This is a genomic window from Phycisphaeraceae bacterium (genome assembly GCA_019636655.1).
Lineage (GTDB): Bacteria > Planctomycetota > Phycisphaerae > Phycisphaerales > UBA1924 > JAHBXB01.
The window spans coordinates 15,335-38,070 of record JAHBXB010000006.1; the positions used below are offsets into that span (position 1 = coordinate 15,335).

Here is a 22,736-nt window from a genome sequence, read left to right on the forward strand (position 1 = left end):
TTGTGAGGCACATCTACACACTCGACATGGAATTCCCACGTCGATCAAGACATATAGCACGAGGCATACTATCGGAGTTCCCAAAGCTTGAGATCGAACTGAACATCGAGGACTCAGTGATAGCGACTGCAGAAGACGGCGCGTACATCCGTCGGGCCTACGAGGAAGCACACAAGCGCGGCATGACCTGTTCGCTGCGTGTGCGGACAGAGTATGGGAGGGAGGACGCCCTCCTTGGAGGCCTCGGCCTGCTCCACGCCAACAGCGACTGCACAGCAACAACCATTGCTCCGAAGGACGGCTTTGATTTCTCGGGCGCCTGCCCGCGGTGCGGCATGGGCGCTATACAGACTAAGCCGTGCGTGCTCTCGCCCGGCGCCCGGAAATACCGGCAGGGGAACTTCCTGGCGGTCGAAGAGTCGTCTCGCATCATCATCCGCGCGGAGATCGGCAGAGAGATCGTGAAGGCCACGAAGCAGCCTTGGTGCATGCGGCACCCCGTGACTCGATCTGGGGAGCCCATCGAAGACTGGATGGAGCCGGTGCCCTGCGCCACGATGCCGCCGTTGAGCCGCAAGTCCAAGGGGGTCATGTGGGGGAAGAGCTTCGGACGGACGGATATCGGACAGCCCGCGGAAGCCATCAGCCCGTGTCCCGTGTGCCTGCGAGAAGTGCAGGGAGATTCTCAGGAGGAACCCGTCCGGCTCACATACCCACAGGCGGCGATCGACGCCGCGCAGAAGCACGCCGTCGTGGCGATGTACGAGCCCAAAGAACTCTTCCCAAGATTCGATCCCATCAAGCGTACCTACGAGCATCTTTACGGTCTCCCACAGGTTCTCTTCAATCGAGCCGCCATCGAAGTCCTGATGAAGCACATGCAAACCGAGCACATCCGCGATGCCTCGTGGATCCAGCCCGTGTATTCGGAATAGTGCTTCACACACCGCAGTGGATCCGGTGGCAGGGCCAATCCAACGACAAGAGATCCCAATGACGACCTACTGGACGGCCTTGTCACGCGGCGACGAACTAATCCGGCCAACACCGGACTGGCTCCGGCGCTGTTCCGACAAGCTGTGCAATCAGTGCGGCGGCCTCCTCCCGATGCATCGGGAAGAGCCGTTGGATGTCGATCTGGACTGGATTGGATACCCGGACCACATTCTCCCATCGACGTGGTACACCGTTCCCGTCATCGTGATGAGGAACGATCTCTTTGAGGCGTTGGCAATGGAACTCGGTGATTTCCCTACGGGCTACGCTCACCCGTGTGGCAGTCCACCGCCACTTGGCCACGCAGTCTACCGCACGGTAATTGTTCCCACGGACCGCCGCTGCAATCTGTACGCGGCAGACCCAAGTGTCTTTCGTACGTGCCCTGTGTGTGGTCGCCAGCTCGGAGCACCCACCAACGGAGAATGGTGGCTTGATGCTCGAATGGTTGCGAACAGGCCGCTTGTATCAAAGCCATCCGGGTGCGAGCTGATCATGTCGGTTGATGTGGTGAATCGCCTCTCGCGGGCGATGCTTGCCGATCTGAGCTTTTCTCCAGTGTCCGTAGGGCCGGTGTCGCCTAAATAGCGTGACCAGAATCTACAGATGTATCGAGTGTGACGAACTCACGCGGTGAACCCACAGAACCAGGTGACGGGGATCACCCGCACGCTGGGGTCCACCACCACCCAGGCCACTACCCGCCACGACGCCGCGGGCAACCTGACCTTCGACGGGACGTACTTCTACCAGTACGACGCCTGGGGGCGCCTGCTGCAGATCAACCGCGCCCATGAGGAGACAGGCTCGGTCGGCGGCGGAAACTGCCTCAACGGGGGGAGCCCGGCGACCCTGAGGAGCCGCCCACGTTCGTCCTGGTCGTCGACCAGCTCATCAAGCACTACAGGCGATCACACGCCTCGCGGGGAGTCGCCCCGCTCGCCTATTCACGCTTGACGAGTTGCGAGAGAGCGAGTTGTCACAAATCGTGCGAGATACGGCTCGCGTGGCGCGACGCCGGAGCGCACGCTTGAACGCGAGTGTCAGGAACTTCGCGACATGGGCTTTATCGAGTTTCTTGACAGTGACGGCACATATCGGTTGCGATGACGTTCAACGCCGGGCGCCGTGGGGGGGCGGGGATGTGTGTGGGGCGAACCGGAAGCTGATCTCCCAGCCGTCGTCGGCCCCCCAATCGGTGCCGCGCCGCGACCCTGATGCACCGAGGAAAGAACCTCGCCCATCTGGAGCCGCTTGAACGCGCCGTTCCTTGCCTTGCCAATGAGCGAGAAAGGCGTGCCCCTGTACGCGGCCGTCCGCTTTCCTGGCGACAGGATTCCCAGCACCGACCCCGCTACCCTTTGGCCCCACCACGGGGCCCGGTACCGACCGGGTTCTGGTTGGGTGCTTGTCCCGCCGCCTACGGCCGCCCGGTTCGGGCCGGCCTTCTTGAAGAGGATCGCAGCCGTGAAGATCAGGACCGACGAAATCACCAGCGTGATCAAGCAGGAGATCGAGCAGTTCTCCGCGGACCTCGAGGTCTCCGAAGTCGGCCGCGTGCTCGAGGTCGGCGACGGCATCGCACGCATCTACGGCCTCTCCAAGGCCATGGCCGGTGAACTCCTGGAGTTCCAGACCGCCAAGGGCTCGGTGATGGGCCAGGTCTTCAACCTGGAAGAGGACACCGTCGGCGCCGTCATCTACGGCGACTACCTCGAGGTGAAGGAGGGCGACGTCGTCAAGGCGACCAGCCGCCTGCTCGAGGTCCCCGTCGGCGAGGCCCTCCTCGGCCGCGTCGTGGACCCCCTGGGCCGCCCGCTCGATGACGCCGGCCCGATCCGCGCCACCGAGTTCCGCAAGGTCGACATCATCGCCCCCGGCATCGCCGAGCGCCAGCCCGTGACCGAGCCGATGCAGACCGGCATCAAGGCCATCGACTCGATGATCCCCATCGGCCGCGGCCAGCGCGAGCTGATCATCGGCGACCGCAAGACCGGCAAGACCGCCATCGCCGTCGACACCATCATCAACCAGAAGCAGTACTGGGGCACGCCCGAGGCCGTCGTGTGCATCTACGTCGCCGTCGGCCAGAAGGAATCGACCGTCGCCGGCGTCGTCGAGACGCTCAAGAAGTACGGCGCGATGGACTACACCATCGTCGTCAACGCCGCCGCCTCCGACCCGGCCCCGATGCAGTACATCGCCCCCTACTCCGGCTGCGCCATGGGCGAGTACTTCATGTGGCAGGGCAAGGACGGCAAGGGGGGGCCCAAGCACGCCCTGTGCATCTACGACGACCTCTCCAAGCAGGCCGTCGCCTACCGCCAGCTCTCGCTGCTGCTCCGCCGCCCGCCGGGCCGCGAGGCGTACCCCGGCGACGTCTTCTACCTCCACTCCCGCCTCCTCGAGCGCGCCACCAAGCTCTCCAACGAGAACGGCGCCGGCTCGCTGACCGCTCTCCCGGTCATCGAGACGCAGGAGGGCGACGTCTCGGCGTACATCCCCACCAACGTCATCTCGATCACCGACGGCCAGATCTACCTCGAGCCCGAGCTGTTCTTCTCCGGCGTCCGCCCCGCGGTCAACGTCGGCATCTCGGTCAGCCGCGTCGGCGGCAACGCCCAGGTGAAGGCCATGAAGAAGATCGCCGGCTCGCTGCGACTGGACCTGGCGAGCTACCGCGAACTGGAAGCCTTCGCCCAGCTCGGCACCGAGCTCGACAAGGCGACGCAGAAGCAGCTCGACCGCGGCGCCCGCATGGTCGAGCTGCTCAAGCAGCCGCAGTACGTCCCGCAGACGGTGACCGAGCAGGTCCTCTCGATCTACGCCGGCTCCAAGGGCTTCCTCGACGACGTCGACACCAAGGACGTCCCCGCCTTCGAGAAGGCCCTGCTGGAGTACTTCGAGACCTCCGGCCGCGCCATCCGCGACGAACTGGAACAGAAGAAGGCCCTCGACGCCGACCTCGAGAAGAAGCTCATCGACGCCATGGCGAAGTTCAAGGGCGGCTGGAAGGCGAAGTAACCGCCCGATGGGTCCGGCGTCAGGCTGGCGACTGGGCTCCCTCATCGGCGCGCACGCGGTAGTCCAGCGCCGTGACGTAGTCGCAGTTCCACAGCGGCCATGTTTCGTCGCCGCGGAAGCCGACGTACTCGCGCGGATCCCATCCCAGCTGGTCGAACACGTGCCGGGTCATCTCGGCATGGCGTTCCCACGCGTCCGAGTGCGCGTTGCCCAGCCCCGTCCCCAGCAGGCTCAGCAGGGGGGCGCCATCGATCTGCTCGTGCCAGCGGTCGATCAGGTCGCACCCTCCCGTCCCCCGGCCAAGGTACAGATGGAGAGAGGGCGTGCAGCCGCTCGCGAGCGATCGGTGGACGTACAGGTCCGCCACGAGGCGCTCGGCAGGAACCGACAGGTTGGTCGATTGCAGGAAGACCGGCGGGTCGTCGTGCTGCGGAATCGGCCCCACCCTCGGGAGGCGGTACGCCATGACCGCATCCATCGAGGCGCCTGGTTCAGCGTGCAGGTGGTCGAGCACCTGGATCAGCCGACCCGTCGTATCGCGCGAGGTGACGATCGGGAGGGGCGAGGAGCAGAACGCATCGAGCAAGCCGGTCGTACCGCGGCCCTCCAGCAGCGAGCCCTTCAGGTCGCAGTATTCCAGGCCGGGCAGCCGCCCGCTCACGTTGTCCTGCTGCGTCACCCATGACGACAGCACCAGCGGCAGGCCGCCGGCGACGGCGCGGAACCCGATGTGCGCGCGGGCATGGACATACTCGAGTTCGCCGGGCGAATCGGGCCGCGGCCGAATGATGGACACGCTCGTGCGCGCAACGACGCTGCGCCCCGCGAGCACCTGGACCGCCTCGTGCATCGCCCGTCGGACATCCTCGCGCCGCCCGGGCGGCGCCGCGACGTGGCCCTTCGCAAGGTTCCCTTTCGTCGCGCCGATTCGAGCGACAAGCCTCGCATGGCTGCCGCCACCCGCCCGGATCAACTCCTGAAAGTCCTCAATGGCCGAGGCCGCGCCCGCAAGCACCGCCTCGGAATCCGCCCCCAGCTTTCCCCGAGCCCCGACGACGCACTTCCGCAACCCCTCAACTCCCGGGATGCGGTTCAGAACCTCGATGTCGTCGGTCGCCGCCAGGGCCGAGATGACCCGGTACGCGATCGCCCGATGGACTCCCAGGAGCCGTTCGAGGCCGGGCCCGGTTCGTTCGTGCGCCGGAAGCTCGCTGACCAGTGCAGAGAACTCGGCCTGCAGGCGCCGCCCGACATTGGCAGCCCAGGCTTGCTCCTTTTCGGTGAGCCGCTCGGTGCCCGGCGCTCTCGTGGTGGACATGGCCCGCCGCGCGCCCGCTCTCGGCTGGCGTTCTCCATTCTGGGTGGTCATTTCGCGTCCTCCACCAACATTCTACTTGACGGGGCGGCAAATGGCAGTATTCTCTCAGAGAGTCACTGAGAAAGTGACTGAGAGATCATTCCCGGCCCCAGCCGGGGGAGGAGAGAGACGGCTTATGGACATCAAGCGCGGTCTATGTGTCGGCGTGGTCGCCATTTCCAGTTTGATGGCGAGCGGGGCTGAGGCCTCGCAGTTCTATGGTGTCACCACAACCGGCGTCCTTACGCGGTTCGATATGTCGGCGCACACGGTGACGACCATTGGGAACATCCAGGTCGGACCGACGAGTCCGACTGGGTTCGAAGACTTGGAGTTCGGCGGGAACGGGCAGCTGTACGCGGTCCGAGGATTCAGCGACGGCGTCTTTCCTCCGACCAACTTCAACGAGGTCTACCGGATTACAAACCTGGCGACGGGCAGCGCGCTGCTCTCGGCGTCGATGAGCAGTGCCACCGCTCGCAGGCACGCCAACATCGCGTACCGCCCAGCGGACGGGCTGTTCTACAGCAACCGCAACTCCGACGGACACCTCGGCACGCTTGACGTGACGACCGGCGCGTTCGTGGACACCGCAGGCATCTTCAACGGCCTGCGGAGCTACGTCGAAGCGCTCGCCGTGAACCCGACCACCGGGCTGGCATACGGCATTGTTGACATGGGCAGCGCGATCGAAGGGACGATCAACTACTCGCTCATGAGCATGAACCTGCAGACAGGGACCGCTTCGCTCATCGGGTCGTTCGGCCAGGGATCCAACCGATTCAAGGCCCTCCGCTTCGACGATACCGGCACGGGATACACCGTCAACTCCAACAACGGGGACGTGTTCACCGTCAATCTCAGCACCGGCGCGGCAACGTTCGTTTTCGCGGGAGGGGCCGCCGCGGTGAATACCACCGGCCTTGCATTCGTCGTCCCGGCGCCGGGCGGGGTCGCGGGGCTGCTCCTTGCGGGAGCGGTTCTCGCTGGGCGGCGCCGCCGGTAGATCTTGATCGTCCGACCACCAGATTGAACACACTGCGCCGTGGGGCCTGGAGTCCGCCATGCGTCCTCAGCACCAGCAAGTCATGATTCTCGCGGCCGCCACTGTGGTCGCGCCCGTGTGCCTGGCCGTAGGGCCGCTGCGCCCCGTCGCGCTGACAGGTACCTCGGGCCCGCTCGGCCCCGGGCTGGGACCCGGTATCACGTTCAGTTCGATGCAGTTGATCAAAACCGTACATCCCGAGTTCGGCACCTTCCTCCCGGCCGGACCCTCCATCAGCGGGACGGGCGCCGTCGTGTTCGGCGGCGTGCTCGGGGGCCCCGGTATCACCACCGCAAACGGCTCGGGCATCTGGGCGGCGCGCGGCGGATCGGTCCTTTCTCTGGTGGCCCGCCGTGGCGACGCGGTCCCTGGTTTGGCCGCCGGCTACACCTTCGGCGAGTTCTTTAGGGCGCCGCAGATCTGTGACACGGGGGCGGTGACGTTCCAGTCCATGATCGGCGGGAACGACTCCAGCGTGGGCATGGACGAGGGCACCTTCTCTGAGCGGTCCGGCTGGCCCATGGCGCTGATCCGCGAAGGCGTGACGATTGTTCCCGAGACCAGTCCGCCGATTGTTTTCGGCGGGACCAATCTTGAGGGCGATCCGTGGGGCAATAACGGCTGGGCGCTCAACCGCCTCGGCGAGACGGCCCTGCGGTGCTTCGTGCGGGACTTCAACCCGCCCGCTCCGCAGTTCAACCCGCTCTTCGGTGTGTACTCCGACGTCGGCGGCCCCCTCGCCAAGCACTACCGCGGCGGCGACAGTTGGACCGACGGCACACAGACCATCCACTTCACCGGCTGCAGCAATCCGCGAATCAACGACTCCGGCGCTTTCCTCACCGTCCGGCTGACCGACGTCGCGGGCGGGCTTCAGCCCTGGACCAACCGCGCGTTGGACGGGAGCGGGTTCGGTGTTCCGGGTGTTGGTCCGCTTCACCGCATCTTCATCCCCAGTATCACGATCGCGCCGGGTACGGCCGCCGTGTTCTCGAGCGTCTGGAGCCTGTTGAACTTCCACCTGAACTCAGCCGGGAGGATCGCGTTCGCCGCAGATCTGAACGAGGGCGGCCCGGGGGCCTCCGGCGGGTTCTGGTCTGATGCAAGGTTCGGCCCGCTCCAACTGGTCGCCCTCAGCGGCGGTCCGGCCCCGGGCACCCCAGCCGGTGTCGTCTTCAATACCAACGCCCAGTTTGTCCTTAGTTCAGCCCTGGCCGACAACAACGTCGTGGTGATCCGCGGGCAGTTGCTGCAGAGCGCCGGCGTCGGCGCCGGGAACGACACCGGGATCTGGTCCACCCGATCAACCACCACGGGGCTGCCCGGCAATCTCCGGCTCGTCGTCCGGGAGGGCTCACCGGTTCCGGCCGGTTCCGGGCCGGATTATGACGGCCTCAACTTCGGCGAGTTCAGCCGGTTCTGGGTCAACGCGGCCGGGCGCGTCGCGTTCATCACCCAGCACAACGATTTCACACAGGCCATCTGGATCGAGCAGGCGGACGGCACGTTGGCGCCGGTGGTCAAGGAGTTCACCACGCTCGACCTGTACGGCGATGGCTCTGACGTACGGTTCATCTCCCAGATCGACCCGGTCTTCAATACCGCGGCTACCGGCGGCAGCCTTGCCACGGCGTTCAATGACCAGGGGGATATCGCGGTGCGGATCATCTTCGCGGGCGGCTCGGAGGGGATCTTCACCACCGCCCCGTCCGTGCCCTGCCAAGCGCCGGCCCAGACAGCACCTCCCGCGACGCAGGCTGTTCTGGCCGGTGATCCCGTGTCGTTCACCGTCGGATCCTCCGGCACCGGCCCCATCCGCCACCAGTGGCGTCGCAACGGCGTTCCGATCCCGGCAGCGCAGCTGGCCACACTCGCGATCAGTAGCGCGGCCGAATCGGATGCCGGGACGTACGACTGCGTCCTGACAAACCCCTGCGGCAGCACGATCAGCAGCCCCGCCACACTGACCATCGGCACGCCTTGCCCGGCCGATTTCGACGGCAACGGCTCGATCGAGCCGACCGACATCGCCGCGTTCGTGAACGCGTGGCTCTTCAGCCTCACGAACCCGCCCGACCTGGGTGGCGACTTCGACCACAACGGCACCGTCGAGCCCGCGGACATCGCGACATTCGTGAGCGCCTGGGTGGCGGCACTGACCAACGGGTGCTGACAGCCCCGCTGGAGACGGGTGAATCTGTGTTGCACGACTCCCCCCGCGCCCAGGCGAGGGGAGTTCTTTTTTGAGCGGCCCATCCGCGGCCTCGCTCTCAGGTCATCGCCGTGTGCGAGGGGAAGCCCCAGTCTGCAATCAGTTTGCGAACGGAGTTGTCGGCCTCTGCGAGGCCCGCGAAATCCAGGCCGCAGCCGTGTTTGCCGGGAAGGGTTTGACAACTCGCGACATCCCATTAGGCTGGACGAGGACAGAGGCTCCCATCGGGCGCGCCTCATGGCGTGCGCGCCCGGTTGGAACGGAAACGCAGGAGGTATGGGCGAGGGGACGCAGGAGGATGGGACGGAGGGGGTGTTGACTCGTGACGGGGTGCGGCAGGCTGTTCGCGGCTGCGGTGTCGTTTGACGTTTCAAACTCAGCAGGAGATTCCCAGATGAAGACTCGCGTGTGCATGGGGGCGGCCTCGTTGATGTTCGCGGCGGGCGCGATGGCCGGCGTGCCCGATGTCGACGTGCTCTACAGCCGCGTCGGCGCGACCTCTGCGATCCCCGGAGCTCAGGAGAACGACGGCTCTCCCGCCGCCACTGCGTGGAACACCATGCTGGAGTTCTGGCTCAGCCCCGACGGCTCCAAGTGGCTGCTCAAGGGCACCTCGACGCAGGCCACCACGGCCGACAACCTGCTCATGCTCGGCTCGGGCGGAGCCGGATCGGTCATCCTCCAGGACGGCCGACCCTTCCCCGGCGCCGTCGGCGGCGAGATCGTCGACTTCATCTCCACCTCGAACATGTACCCCTTCAACCAGAACAACGAGTGGGCGATCGCGCTCCGGGCCCGCGGCGGCGTCGCCTCGGTCTTCCAGAAGGTTCTTCGGTTCTCTTCCGCGGACGTCGGCGAACTCCGCTTCCAGATGGGCGATCTCTACACCGGCATGGTCGACAACCCCGTCGGCAGTTCCGGCGATGAGATCCTCGGCAACTCCGTCGGCACCGTCCACCTGCTCAACGACGGCCGGATCGGCACCCACGACACCACCATCGGCAACATCTCGACCACGCGCCGGCCCGGACTGGCCTACGACAAGGTGAAGTACCTCCAGGCCCGCCTCGACAGCGTGACGCCCATCACCGGCGTCGGCTCGATCCTCATCACCGACATCGCCTCCACCGGCACGATCTCGCTCTTCTGGACCTCCCCCGACGGCACGCGCACGGTCGTCCGCGCCCGCCCGGACCAGGACGGCAACGGCACCAACATCCCCGCCGACCCTGACGCCGTCGTCGTCGACGGCCAGGTCCGCCTCCAGGTCGGCCAGACCATCCCCGGCGACACGATCTCCGTCACCGGCATCAACCAGACCAGCGTCGCCTCGAACAACGACTGGTACGCCCGCGGCGCCTACTCCGGCGGCGCCTTCGCCGTCCGCAACGGCACCGTCATCGCCAAGACCGGCGACCCCATCGGCGGCGGCAGCAACTGGGGCGGCACCTTCCTCACCATCTCCGGCAACAGCAACGGCGACTACGTCATCGCCGGCAAGTCCGACAACGCCGACCCCGCCTTCGATGACGTCATCGTCGTCAACGGCGAGGTCGTCCTCCGCGAGGGAGACCCCGTCTCGGTGAACGGCGACACCGTCTACATCGGCCGCGCCAACACCGCGCTCGCCGCCTTCTCCGGCAGCGGCTCCAACATCATCGGCATCGCCCCGGACAAGACCGTCTACGTCATCGCCCAGCTCCGCACCGAGGCGGCCGGCGGGGCCGACTACAACGGCGGCTCCGGCACGCCCTACTCGCTGATCCGCATCAACGTCGGCACCTGCCCGGCGGACTTCGATGGCAACGGCACCGTCGACCCCACCGACATCGCCACCTTCATCAACGCCTGGTTCAACAGCCTCAACAACCCGCCGGACCTCGCGGGCGACTTCGACGGCAACGGCATCATCGAGCCCGCCGATATCGCCACCTTCATCAACGCCTGGTTCGACGCCGTCTCCAACGGCTGCTAACCCCCCCTCCCCCGCCTTGGCGGGGGCTGGGGAATCGCGCGGCCGCGTGAATGGGCGGCTGCGGTCGGCGAAGGAACAAAAGGGCCCGGCGAGGATCGCTCGCCGGGCCCTCTTCGTTTCGCGCTGCATCGCGGATCCGAACGGATAATGAAAATAGGCCTTGAATGAAAAGTCATCCGGCACTATGTTGTCTGCCTGCATCCGGGCCCTAGACGAGTGTCGGTGGCCACCTTAATCAAGATCGCGGAGTCGAACTTGAGGAACGATGACATGGCGACGAGGTGCTCACAAACGTTAGCAAGGCCCCTGGTTTGCCCCCCCTTCCACTTGCGATGGCTCTTCAGCGTGGGCTTCGCCGCGAGTGTCTCCATGCCCGCCATCGCCCAGTGGGTTCCTAACTACAAGGACTACTCGATCGAGCGTCTGGGGCTGTTTGGACCGGGGTACACCGGCAGCACTGGGGTGCAGAGAACCTCGGTGCACTCGGTCACCCCACCCGCCGACGGTCGGATCCTGGGGATGTCCACTCGCGTCATGTACGTGGACACTGCAAAGGGTCAGGATTTGTGGGTCTACACCCCCGGCATGGGTACGCGGCAGGTTGGACTGACCGGCGGTATCTACCTTTCTGCTACGATACACCAAACCAGTAGTTTCTTTGCAGATACACCGAACAACCCTGCCAATCTCGTGGCCGGGACCAGCGGCCAGTACAATCTAGGGCGGGCCGTGCCGGACGGGCGCGATGCGTGGGTATGGGATGGTTCGGCCACTCGGCAAATTGGGCTATTTGGTCAGGATTACACCGGGTCCTTCGGGACTCGCACCAGCGGCTTCTTCGAGTTTGATACATCCTATTACCGGCCGGTGTGGTGCCTTGCGGGCTATTCCTACCTCTATACCGGAGCGGGAAGGACAGAGAACGGCCAGGACGCTTGGGTGTGGACCGGCGATTCGACCGTGCAGATCGGGCTCGTTGATGCCGAGCACACCCATCCCATTACGGGGTTCCGGTACAGCGTCGCAATGCTGGGAAACCCCGCATGCCAGGTCGCTGGGACGTCGAAATTGGTGGGTTCCAATGGGGATGATGCCTGGGTGTGGACCGGTCAGTCAACGCAGCGGATCGGCCTCGCTGGCGTGCCGTACCAGGGCAGCGGGGGCTACCGGCACAGCGAGCCGCAGTTGCTGAATGCGGCCGGGCAGGTTGCAGGATACACCAATCGAATTACCGGCTTGAACACAGCCAACGGTTATGATGTCTGGGTCTGGAACGGCTCCACCACGCAGCAGATCGGTTTCACAGGCGAAGGATACGTCGGCAGCGCGGGCTATCAGCGGAGCACTTTGCAAGCTCAGAACGAGGCCGGTCAGATCATCGGCAGGTCATACCTGTACACCGGCGTGAACACAGAAGTTGGGAGCACCGCCTGGTTTTGGAGCGGCGGCACGACCACTCGCATCGGCCTCGAGGGCGCGGGCTATCGGCATGGAGTTGCTTCCAAGCTGACCGAGTCCGGGCAGGTCGCCGGCGCGTCAGGGCGAGAGCTTCCCGGCGGCACATACGCCTGGGACGCGTGGCTGTGGGACGGTGCCGAGACGCGGCAGATCGGGCTCACAGGCGCCGACTACATCGGGAGCGAGGGGTACCAGAATAACTCAGTATTAGGAATAAGTGAGAACGGGCGGGTGCGTGGGTATGCCATTCGTGTGAGCGGCGTGGCGACGAACAACGGAAGTGATGCGTGGATCTGGGACGGTGTAACCACTCATCGCCTCGGACTTGCCGGAGAGGCCCACACGGGCAGCGAGGGGTACCGATACAGCGATCCTTATTACTACCTGCTGACGCCTACGGCGGACAAGGCCGCGGGAACCTCGCGGCGGTACCTCGGTGTGAACACGTCCAATGGAGAGGATGCCTGGATATGGGATGGAATGACGACACGACAGGTCGGGCTGACTGACCCCGAGTTTACCGGGAGCGCGGGATACCAGTTGAGCAGTGTGGTGTCTCTGAATTCCGCCGGACAAACGGTTGGGTACTCAATGCGGATCAGCGGCGTGAACACCAACAGCGGACTTGTCGCCTGGTACTACGACCCCGCCACCGGGCTCACCACGCCGATTGTCGGCAGCGTTCGCACGACAGACAACTACAAGTACTCCATACCAAGGGTCCTTACCGAGGACGGCTTTCTGCTCGGCTCGTACACCTACTTCGCGGGCGGCGTCGGCTCGGGCGAAACGCGTGCCTTTGCCTTCCGCCCGGACATTGGCTTCACAGACCTGCGTGAACTCATCACCGTCGGCCTCGGCGACTCGGGCTGGAGCCAACTCTGGAGCGCCACGACCTCGTACGGGCTTGGGTCCATGCTCGGCTACGGATACGTCCATGGTCAAACGTCTGGCCTCTCGGTGCAGAGCCAGAGTGTGTGCCTCATGACCCTTCGCCCGTGCGCCGACGTCCCGGGCATCACCGCGTCGCCTTCGCCGATCACCGCGTGCCCGGGCGGCCAGGCCACGCTCTCCATCACGACATCCGCCGCGGGCCCATTCACGTGCCGGTGGAGAAAGAACACTGTTCCGATCGACCTTGCCGTCAATCCAACGGCGGAGAGGGCGACCCTCACAATCCCTGCCGTCTCCGCGGCGGACGTCGCGTCCTACGACTGCGTTGTCACGAACGCGTGCGGTACCGCGACCAGCACCCCGGCGATGCTCACGCTCTGCACGGCGGATGCAAACTGCGATGGAGAGGTCTCACCCACCGACATCGCCGTTTTCATCAACGCATGGTTCACTAGCATTCAGAACGGCACGCCGCCTCCCGCTCCAGGTGACTTTGACGGCAACGGCGTCGTCGAACCAGCCGACATCGGCGGCTTCATCGGAGCCTGGTTCGCGGCCGTGAGCAACGGCTGCTAAACCCCAGGTCCCCATTCCCGCGGCGGCAGAGCACACGACTCTGTGGGGTGGTTGAAGAACGTCTGATATGGGCCGGCGCAGGAGTTGTTTCGCCAGGATTCGGAGTTGTTCCGGGCGGGTTTGGAGGGATGAGGGGCGGAGATGCTGGCGAGCCGGAGTTTGGGGGAGTGGGCTGAGGGAAGACCCGGAACCCCCGCCGTTTGGCCGCCCACACCCCAGCCGGCGGGGAATTCTACATGGACCCGCGACGGGGCACAGCGCGCTGCGGCCGGGTGTCACGGGGCGCTGCTGGCCGCGCCAGGCCGCTCCGCCGACTGGGGTGGGGGGGGAGTGGACTCGGGCCCGATGGCCCATCCCGGCACCTAGCATTTCGAGATGCACCCCTTAGTCCAATGTTCATTCCTGTCGTCCATGTCGCCGGTTGAGCACCTAGTTCAGTTGGTCTTGAAGCACGGCGAGAGGATGGACTCCCGACAAGGGGAACTCTGGTTCCGAGGTCATGCTTGCTCCGATTGGGCATTGCTGCCAAAGGTCTTCCGTGCGGAGGTGCGGCTGGGTCGGTCTGCGGACTACGAGTCCGACATGTGCTGGAGGTTTAAGCTGGCCGCTCCGCCGCGGCATGCAAACTGTCCGTCGGTCGGTGATCACGGAAGCTGGCTCAGCCTGATGCAGCACTATGGATTGCCGACGAGGTTGCTGGATTGGACTGGTTCGTTGCTCACGGCGATGTATTTCGCTGTGGAGGATTGCAGTCACGACGACAAGGACGGGGCGATCTGGTTGTTGTCACCCGGGAAGCTGAATGAGTCAATGTCGGGGCAAGCCGGACGGGTTAGGATGATGCACGACACCGATGTGGATAAACTCTTGGGGGACGCTTTTAACTATAAGAATAATTCAGAGGTTGTATACCCAGTACTTCCAACCGAGTGCGATGCCCGGATGATGATGCAGTTGAGCCGATTTACGCTTCATGGCTCGGCATCCAAGCTGTGCGAACGACCTGATGCAGGTGACTTCGTTGCTCAAATCATTATCCCTCACGAAATGAAAGCTGGCTTGCGAGAACTGGCGACCATGCTCGGTGCAAGGGCAAGCGTCCTTTTCCCAGACCTAGGGGCTCTCGCTCGAGAGCTGGCAGTTAGCATGAATCCGATTGCTCCACTCGACCGTGCGGCTGCGACCAAACCAACGAAGGCAGCGATTGCGGCGGTTCCGAGCGAGAATGGTGTGGTTCGTGATGCGGGCGGCGGATGAGCGTCTGGGTAGGTACCAACCAGAGGGCATGCGGTCCAATGTCGGCCAGGCCCTCGGGGGGTGGGGGGGTTGGGGGGCACGGTGCACCTCCGCATCACCCGTATGCTGCCGCCACGATGACCGCCTCTGCCGCTCCGCCGCCGCCGCCCGGTGTCTCCCCGTACCAGCGCTGCGCGAAGTGCAAGTACCCCCTCAGGGGCCTCGCCCCCGACGCCCCCTGCCCCGAGTGCGGATCCACGGAGCGGGAAAGCCCCGTGTCGCGCCCGCCTCCGCGGTGGCTCTGGCTCTGGGCTCTGCCGGTAGCCACCCTCGTGGCGGGCTGCGCAGTCGCGTACTTCTTTTTCCCGCACCCGTTTCTTCCCGCCGTGCTCGCCATCGCCAACGCGCTCGTGACCGTCGCGACGGTGATCATCGCCCGGCCATCGTGCGACAAGATCGCCCTCGCGGTGGCCGCCGTGGGTGCGGCGAGCGCAACGTTCCTTGCCGTTGGCTTCGCCATGGGTGCGAGATTCGCCGGTTGGTGAACTGCGAGCCTCTGTTCGATCTCGCCCGTATGCTGCCGCCACGATGACCGACACCGCCGCTCCGCCCCCGCCGCCCGGTGTCTCCTCGCACCAGCGCTGCGCGAAGTGCAAGTACCCCCTCAGGGGCCTCGCCCCCGATGCCCCCTGCCCCGAGTGCGGATCCACGGAGCGGGAAAGCCCCGTGTCGCGCCCGCCCCCGCGCTGGCTCTGGCTCTGGGCCCTGCCAATGGTCGTTTTCGTGACGGGGTTTGCGGTTCAGTATTTCGGCAAGGGCGAGCGCTGGGGCATGCTCATTCCCCCCGTCTTCGCCGTCGGCAGCATGCTCGTGACCGCCGGGACCGCGGTCCTCACGCGGTCGTTTCGTGAGAAGGGGATCATTCTGGCGACCGCCCTGGGCACTGGGGGCGTGACGTTCGTTGCCGGCTACTTCGCCTTGGCCGCGAGATTCGTCGGCTGGTGAGCGGCGAGCCTCAGTGCCAGCGCTCGGTGAACGTGCACATCGCCGTGTAACCAACCAGGGAGACCGCAATCAGCGTCATCACCCCCACGCCGGTGGCGGCCGCCAGGGCGTCCGCCGCGCGGCGGGTCGTCCGCGTGGCGATCGTGATGATCAGGGTCAGCGTCAGGTTGAAGAAGAGGAACGCGATCGGGGCTCCGAGCGCCAGCGTCGCCGCGTGCCTCCAGTCCGCGGCGGCCGTGATCATCATGTACGCGGCCACGCACCCCGCGATGCCAGAGGCGATCGGGAGCGTCCAGAGGGCGAGCCAGCGCGGCGCCGCCCGATGACCGGGGAGGTCTTCCCCGCCCGCGCCGGACCCCCGCGGCGCCGTTCCGCACTCCGGACACGCCCAGCCGCGGTCAAGGCCGCGGAGGTCGTACCCGCATCGCCGGCACCGGAAGGCATCCCTGCCCTCGCCCCACCGCCGCATCCACACCGTCGCGGCGATCGCCGCGCCCAGCGGGATCCACGTGGGGCAGTACAGCGTCATGGTCTGGAAGTCGCTGGGGCCGAGAATGGATGGGGAACACCGCCACTCGAACTTCGGCCACCAGAGATTGCCGGGTGGTGGCCCCCAGTAGTCAAGCGACGAGCGGAGAGCACCGCTTGGCCATGGACCGAACTGCCGAACGGGACGCGGTCCGTCGGCCAGGATTCCGACCGAGATGCTCCCACGCTCGAACCCCGCGCCGACACGAAGAGGGAGGCGTCCGGGCAGATACGGATACCAGGAACACACCAGGGGAAAACTGATGCACGAAACAACCAACGTAACCGCGAGGACGACGTACATGAGCCACAGACGCCGACCGCTGTTGCCAGCCATGCAGTGAGGCTAGCAATATTCGGATGTCCGACATGTATCAAGATGGTCACAACGTGATCGACGGACTCTTACCTGCGGGCTTTGAGGTGTGGGTCGGGTGTGGTGGCTCTGGTACCCTCGGCCGCGGTCGCCCCGCACTCCGGGCACTCGCGGCCGTGGCCGAAGCCGCGAAGGTCGTACCCGCATCGCTGGCAGAGATGATCCTCAGTGGCGGCATGCCGCCGATACGTCCACACCGCCATGCCGATCGCGCCGCACAGCGGGATCCACACCGGGCACGCCAGCATGCCGGTGCATCGGACGGTGTTCACCGCGACGATCGGCCACCACGCCACACCCGATCGATTCAGACCCGCGGCCGTCGAATGAATGTAACCCATGCACCCGCGTGGGGGACTCCTCCAATCGCTCTCCACCACGAAGCACCCGCGGCAGACCCCGACACTGACAAGAACCGGCGAGGTCACTCGCAGCGGGCTCCAGAAGCACTCCAGGAACAGGCCGGCATAGGACACGGCCGCGACCGCCGCCAACGCGGCATACATCCGTCGCACCCTTCGCCCGCCGATCCGAGCCATGCAAGAAGGCTAGGGCACGCGGCGTCGCCACCCTGGCGGCGCTGCTGGGCTTGGCGTGGATGACCGCACGCGGCTGACCTCGCGTTCGACCCCGCCCGCGCTCCCCGTGCACCCGCCCGCGGCTACATGAGGCCATGCGGCGGTCGGTGTACGGTATTCTCTCCGCATGATTCCGGACGCCGGCAACATCCGCCAGATCACCGCCGAACACCTCGCCGGCCTGGTGTCGGCTGGTGTGCGCGAGCGCCTGGTGCTCCGCTTCAAGCCGCAGCCATACGAGCCGAACGACAAGGGAGACCGCGAGTGGTGCCGAGATCTCTCTGCCTTTGCGAACACCGAGGGCGGCTGCATCATCATCGGCGTTGCCGAGAAGGACGGGCAGGCGAGCGAGTGCGAAGGGATCGAGAACGCCGGAGTCGACGCACTGCTCGCTCGACTGACCCAGTGCGCCGAGTCGAGCATCCACCCGCGTGTGTCACTCCGGCACGCGGTCGTTTCACTGCCCAGCGGAAGAGTGGTCCTGCTCCTGGCGACCGAGAAGAGCAGGGCGGCCCCTCATATGTGCCACGCCGGCGAGGACATGCGGTTCTACAAGCGAACGGGCGCCGGCGCGGAGGCCATGGACGACCGGGAAGTGCGGCGCGCGTGCATGGAAACACACGAAGCCGAAGAGCGCGCGAGGCCCAGTCTCGCCGCCAGGTTGGTCCCGGTTGTGCGGCGGTCGATGCTCGTGTTCGTCCTTGTTTTTCTGTTGGCGTACGCCGTGTGTGGCTATGTGCTCGTTGCCAATCCGCTGCTCGGCGAGCACGACGCGTTTAGGTACCACCCGTCTGACGTCGTAAGTCTCGGTGCCGAGATGGCGGCGCATTATGAACTCATTCGGCTTGACGACGGCAGCATCGCCGTGGGCCGGTGTGTTGATGCAAACGATCCGGATGACCAGTCGCCCGCTGGAGTCCTTCTTGGCACTGCAATGATCGAACTGGACGTGACCAGTTCCGGGTATCCAGAGAAAACCACCCGAGAGTGGTCCCTGACGGTGACGGACATTGAACCGACCGAGTCGGGCCCGCCCGCGACATCGGCAGTCGCGTGGAGAGCGGCCGTCGCGGAGGGCATATCCAACGCGGGCTACAGCATCCCGCCGGTGCCACCAGAGCTCCTGGCAGGAGGTGCCCATGCGCAGACGTTCGACCTGTATCAGTACGGTCACAACGCGATTGTTCGCGTGTGGTACTCGCGCTGGTGGCTCTGGGCGTGCATCCTGAGCGCGGCCGCGATCACCGGTGTGGTGAGCCGTGGCTGGTTCAAGAGGGCGATTCATGGGCGGGGGATGTGTCGCATGTGCGGCTACGACCGTGGGGGACTGTCGCTGTCTACACCATGCCCGGAGTGCGGAGCCCCGGCTTCGGCTGGGCCGGTAGATTGACGAACGCCCCGCAAACAACAACCCTCTTGAACATCCCTCCCGCTCTGGTACCGTGACTCATACGTCCACACCTGCCAGAGAGAGAGAGGGATCCCGTGACCATCCCCGCCTACCCCGTCCGCCCCGGCACCGTCGCCGCCGCGATCCTCTCCATCGCGCTCCTCGCCCCCGCTGCCCCGGCGCAGCAGTGGACCGTGACCAACCTCCAGCCCGCCTCCGCATCCTCTTCGGGCGCCTTTGGTGTCAGCGCGGCCGAGCAGGTCGGCCGGGCCCGCGTCGGCGGGGTGGCCGGTGCGCTCCATGCCAGCGCCTGGTCCGGCTCTGCGCTCACCTGGCTCGATCTGCACCCCGCGCTCCCCGCCGCCATCTCATCGACCTGTTACGCCACCAACGGCGCGCAGCAGGTGGGCGTCGTCTTCCTCGACACCGGCCTTCCCCACGCCGGGCTCTGGACCGGCACCGCCGCGTCTTGGATCGACCTCAACCCCGCCGGCGCCACCGACTCCGCCGCGTACGCCGTGAGCCCCACCTCCGAAGTGCCCATCATGCAGCAGGCGGGCTTCGCGATCATCGCGGGCGTCACCCGCGCGGGCACCTGGTCCGGCTCCGCGGCGACCTGGGTTGATCTGCACCCCGCCGGCGCGGCCTCGTCCTACGTCTACGCCACCACCGGCTCCCAGCAGTCCGGCTACGCCCGCATAGGCAACGAGGACCACGCGTGCATGTGGACCGGTACACCCGAGTCGTGGGTCGACCTCAACCCCGCGGGGTCGACCGGCTCGGGCATCTCCGCCGCGAGCGGCAACCAGCAGGCGGGCTTCGCGACCATCGGCGGCGTGCGCCGCGCCGGCCTCTGGACCGGCACCGCGGCGTCATGGGTGGACCTGCACCCCATTGGCGGCGGGGGAGGTGAGGGGGCGACCGAGTCGCAGGCCTACGCCACCAACGGTGTGCAGCAGGCCGGTCACGCCACGCTCGGCGGCAACCGCCACGCCTGCGTGTGGAGCGGCTCCGCCGCCACGTGGGTCGACCTGCACGCCTACCTCCCCGCGACGTTCCGCTCCTCCGACGCCCGCGGCATCTGGACCGAGGGATCGACGACCTACATCGCGGGCTTTGGCTACAACACGCTAACGAGCCGCGATGAGGCCCTGCTCTGGGTTTCGATCTGCCAAGGCTGTCCCGGCGACTACGACTGCGACGGCGAGGTCGCCCCGGCGGACATCGGCGCGTTCATCAACGTCTGGTTCACCAGCGTGCAGAACGGCACCCTCGAGGGCGACTTTGACCACAGCGGCGCGGTGGACCCAGTGGACATCGCGACGTTCATCGGCGTCTGGTTCGCGGGCGTCTCGAACGGGTGCTGAGGCCCTGAGTCCGAGAATTGCCCAGTTTTCCAGCTCCGGGTGAAGATGAGGGTTGGGCCGATGCCCCGAACGGGTCATTCGGACGCCCTTCAACCACCCTGTGCGGAGATAGGCAAGGTCGCCGCGCCACCGCACAAATGCACGTGGAGAATGCATCAAACCGATGAGCCAGCCGTTGACCCGCCACACCCTTGGCAGTAGGGTGAGTGGTCCCGGGGATACTGGCAATGGGGCCTTTTTCATGCGTTTGTTTGTGCTCGCACGAACCATCCTGTTCGGCGCCGCGTTGTGGTGCGTCGAGGCGGCCTTCGCCGGGCCGCCGGAGGGGTGTCGTGTCGGCGCGGGGCTCCAGCAGGTCAACGACTTCGGGTATGACAACGCGTTCGTCGATGTCGTGAAGCAGTCCCGCCCCTTCGGTTCCCCCGGCACGCCCTGGGACGAGTCGAGCCCGCTCGATGCCAACGGCTGGCCGATCGGCGACTGCGGCGTCGTCCTCATGAGCGGCGTCGATGGCCAGCCCGGCTTTGGCGGGACCTACCGCATCTCCTTCGAGTGCGTGACGACGCCCACGATCTCGACCGTCGTGTGCCCCGGCACCATCCACGATGTCGTCCGCAACCCGGCCACCGGCGTCGTCACCGCGCTGCTCGACTACCCGGAGGCTACCGCCAGCAGCCTCAACCTCGCGTTCACCGGCACCGTCAACGGCATCCGCAACCTCCGCGTCATCCGCCCGGGCTACTCCGACACGGCCGTATTCACGACGCCGTTCCTGAATCACATCCAGCGTTTCCGGACACTGCGGTTCATGGACTGGACACGCACCAACGGCGACCCTGAGAGGCTCTGGTCCGATCGTGCGACAACCTCGTCGGTCTCCTACGCCGGCGACGAAGGCGTCCCGTGGGAGGTCTGCATCGACCTGTGCAACCGCGTCGGGGCGGACCTGTGGGTCAACATCCCGCACATGGCCGACGACGAGTACGTGACCGAGCTCGCGGCGCTGATCCAGAATCGGCTCCAGCCGCAGCTCAAGGTTTACGTCGAGTACAGCAACGAAGTGTGGAACTACGGGCTCCCGCAGGCGGTGTGGAACCTGGAGCAGGCCGTCCGCGAGGGAACCTCGGGCGTCGCGCCCTACGGCTACGACGGGCTTACCGATGAGCAGGTCTGGTCGTGGCGTCGCGTCGCCTTCCGCCTCAAGCAGATCTCGGATGACTTCCGCGAAGTCTTCGGCCCCGATCAGATGATGAGCCGCATCCGCCCCGTTTACGCCGCCCAGATCAGTTTCATCGGCCAGCACGACACCGGCCTCAGTTTCATCGAAGACAACTACGGTCCGCCGTCGAACTATTTCTATGCCATCGCCGGCGCGCCCTATTTCGGCCCTGACAATGCCGTGGTCCCGCACACCCCGTCGGGCACCATCGCCGACCAGGCCGATGCGCTCCTGACCGCGATGGCCAAGAGCGCCTCCTACTGGGCCCAGTCCCGCGAGATGCGGGTGCTCTCGACCCTCGCCTCGTTCCACCGCCTCCGCCTGCTGGCGTACGAAGGCGGCCCGGACACCGTCGGCCCCGACTACATCCAGGCCAAGCGAGCGGCGTCCTACAGCCCGCGCATGCAGACCATCTGCGAGGACTACCTCAACGACTGGGCCCGCGCCGGCGGCGGCCTCTTCATGTGGTACGTCGCGGGCGCCGGTACCTGGCAGTCGCAGAACGGCACGTTCACCATGGTCGAGGCGATCTCCGACACCAGCAACCCGAAACTCGACGCCATCTCCTCGATCCTCGCGGCGAGCCCGCCCTCGCCCACCGTCGGCAAGGTGATCCCCGGTGAGATCGACGCCCGCTTCCACGCGTACCACCTCCCGGCGGCGATCGAAGAACCTTTCCTTGGCTCGCTCGCGATCAACCAGGAGTACTACTTCCCCGTCCGCGCCGGCCAGTCCGGAATCTACCCCATCCGCCTCATGATGGGCTCCGACCAGACGCCCTCGTCGATCCAGGTCTCCACCGGGCCGGGCCAGGTCGCCGTGCTGTGGGCGCCCTTCACCGGCTCCAGCACCATCTTCGCCCCGACCGCGACCGCCAACCTCGCGCTTACCGCGGGCCCCGGCGCCATCCGCCTGCGCATCCTCAATAACTATGCCTACAACGTTCAGAGCCTCCTCGTCGAGGCCCCGTGCCTGACGCTGACCTTGGAGCCTGCCTCGGTCGCCGGCTGCCGGACGCAGGACGCGGTCTTCGCCGTCGCCGCCTCCGGGGCTGGACCCATCTCCTACCGCTGGCAGCGCGACGGCGCCCCGCTCCTCGACGGCGCCACCGGCATCGGCTCTGTGATCACCGGCGCCTCCTCGCCGACTCTCCGGATCCTCCACCCCCGGCCCGGCGATCGCGGCGAGTACCGGTGCGTCGTCACCGGCTCGTGCGGCTCTGTTCCCAGTTCCGCCGCGAGCCTGTCCCTCTGCGAGGCCGACATCAACTGCGACGGCGTGGTCGACCCCTCGGATGTGGCCGGTTTCGTGGCGATCTGGGCCGCGAGCCTCGCGAACTACAACCCCGATGCCGACTTCGACGCCGACGGCCAGATCTCGCCATCCGACATCGCGGCGTATATCAGCGTGTGGCTCCAATCGGTCGTCACGCCCTGCTGAATCCCGTCGGCCAGGGCATGTCGTGGGGCGGGGTGATGTGTCCGCGGGTAAGATGAGTCC

The 22,736-nt window shown here is 66.1% G+C and carries 16 protein-coding genes; 13 read left to right on the plus strand and 3 right to left on the minus strand.

The window, feature by feature from the left end; genetic code table 11:
- Positions 1-2: 2 nt before the first annotated feature.
- The 3 genes from KF745_14085 (at position 3) to atpA (ending at position 4,020) form a co-directional block, all read left to right on the plus strand.
- Complete coding sequence (locus tag KF745_14085) at positions 3-935, plus strand: hypothetical protein (GenBank protein MBX3359545.1); 933 nt, start codon at positions 3-5, stop codon at positions 933-935.
- A 694-nt stretch (positions 936-1,629) separates the two neighbouring features.
- A complete protein-coding gene (locus tag KF745_14090) occupies positions 1,630-1,953 on the plus strand; it encodes a hypothetical protein (protein ID MBX3359546.1) in 324 nt (107 codons plus the stop codon).
- A 324-nt stretch (positions 1,954-2,277) separates the two neighbouring features.
- The gene (gene atpA / locus KF745_14095) at positions 2,278-4,020 is read left to right on the plus strand and encodes a F0F1 ATP synthase subunit alpha (GenBank protein MBX3359547.1); all 1,743 of its coding nucleotides are present in this window, start codon (positions 2,278-2,280) and stop codon (positions 4,018-4,020) included.
- A 19-nt stretch (positions 4,021-4,039) separates the two neighbouring features.
- On the opposite strand, the gene KF745_14100 is transcribed toward atpA, so the two are convergent.
- Positions 4,040-5,389 carry a hypothetical protein gene (locus KF745_14100; GenBank protein MBX3359548.1) on the minus strand — a complete coding sequence of 450 codons (1,350 nt, stop codon included), beginning with the start codon at positions 5,387-5,389 and terminating at the stop codon, positions 4,040-4,042.
- A 124-nt stretch (positions 5,390-5,513) separates the two neighbouring features.
- On the opposite strand from KF745_14100, the gene KF745_14105 reads away from it, so the two are divergent.
- The 7 genes from KF745_14105 to KF745_14135 all read left to right on the plus strand — a co-directional run bounded on the left by KF745_14105 (position 5,514) and on the right by KF745_14135 (position 15,778).
- Entirely contained in the window at positions 5,514-6,383 is an 870-nt protein-coding gene (locus KF745_14105; protein ID MBX3359549.1) for a hypothetical protein, read from the plus strand.
- A 58-nt stretch (positions 6,384-6,441) separates the two neighbouring features.
- Positions 6,442-8,595 carry an immunoglobulin domain-containing protein gene (locus KF745_14110; GenBank protein MBX3359550.1) on the plus strand — a complete coding sequence of 718 codons (2,154 nt, stop codon included), beginning with the start codon at positions 6,442-6,444 and terminating at the stop codon, positions 8,593-8,595.
- 433 nt (positions 8,596-9,028) lie between these two features.
- Positions 9,029-10,609: a hypothetical protein gene (locus tag KF745_14115; protein MBX3359551.1), complete on the plus strand. Its 1,581-nt coding sequence runs from the start codon at positions 9,029-9,031 to the stop codon at positions 10,607-10,609.
- Positions 10,610-10,978: 369 nt separating this feature from the next.
- Positions 10,979-13,537, plus strand: a complete 2,559-nt coding sequence (locus tag KF745_14120; protein MBX3359552.1) for a hypothetical protein — start codon at positions 10,979-10,981, stop codon at positions 13,535-13,537.
- 519 nt (positions 13,538-14,056) lie between these two features.
- The gene (locus KF745_14125; GenBank protein MBX3359553.1) at positions 14,057-14,794 is read left to right on the plus strand and encodes an FRG domain-containing protein; all 738 of its coding nucleotides are present in this window, start codon (positions 14,057-14,059) and stop codon (positions 14,792-14,794) included.
- A gap of 116 nt (positions 14,795-14,910) precedes the next feature.
- The gene (locus KF745_14130; GenBank protein ID MBX3359554.1) at positions 14,911-15,318 is read left to right on the plus strand and encodes a hypothetical protein; all 408 of its coding nucleotides are present in this window, start codon (positions 14,911-14,913) and stop codon (positions 15,316-15,318) included.
- Between the two features lie 43 nt (positions 15,319-15,361).
- On the plus strand, positions 15,362-15,778 hold the full coding sequence (locus KF745_14135; protein MBX3359555.1) for a hypothetical protein: 417 nt from the start codon (positions 15,362-15,364) through the stop codon (positions 15,776-15,778).
- A 10-nt stretch (positions 15,779-15,788) separates the two neighbouring features.
- On the opposite strand, the gene KF745_14140 is transcribed toward KF745_14135, so the two are convergent.
- Positions 15,789-16,643, minus strand: a complete 855-nt coding sequence (locus KF745_14140) for a hypothetical protein (protein ID MBX3359556.1) — start codon at positions 16,641-16,643, stop codon at positions 15,789-15,791.
- A 68-nt stretch (positions 16,644-16,711) separates the two neighbouring features.
- Entirely contained in the window at positions 16,712-17,221 is a 510-nt protein-coding gene (locus KF745_14145) for a hypothetical protein (protein ID MBX3359557.1), read from the minus strand.
- Positions 17,222-17,387: 166 nt separating this feature from the next.
- Here KF745_14145 and KF745_14150 point away from each other — a divergent pair, with 166 nt between their 5' ends.
- From KF745_14150 to KF745_14160, 3 genes are all read left to right on the plus strand, one after another.
- Positions 17,388-18,650, plus strand: coding sequence for an ATP-binding protein (locus KF745_14150; protein MBX3359558.1), 1,263 nt, complete (start codon positions 17,388-17,390; stop codon positions 18,648-18,650).
- Between the two features lie 95 nt (positions 18,651-18,745).
- Positions 18,746-20,017 (plus strand): hypothetical protein, encoded by a 1,272-nt coding sequence (locus tag KF745_14155; GenBank protein ID MBX3359559.1) that lies wholly within the window; start codon positions 18,746-18,748, stop codon positions 20,015-20,017.
- Between the two features lie 241 nt (positions 20,018-20,258).
- Positions 20,259-22,676 (plus strand): hypothetical protein, encoded by a 2,418-nt coding sequence (locus KF745_14160; protein ID MBX3359560.1) that lies wholly within the window; start codon positions 20,259-20,261, stop codon positions 22,674-22,676.
- Positions 22,677-22,736: the final 60 nt, after the last annotated feature.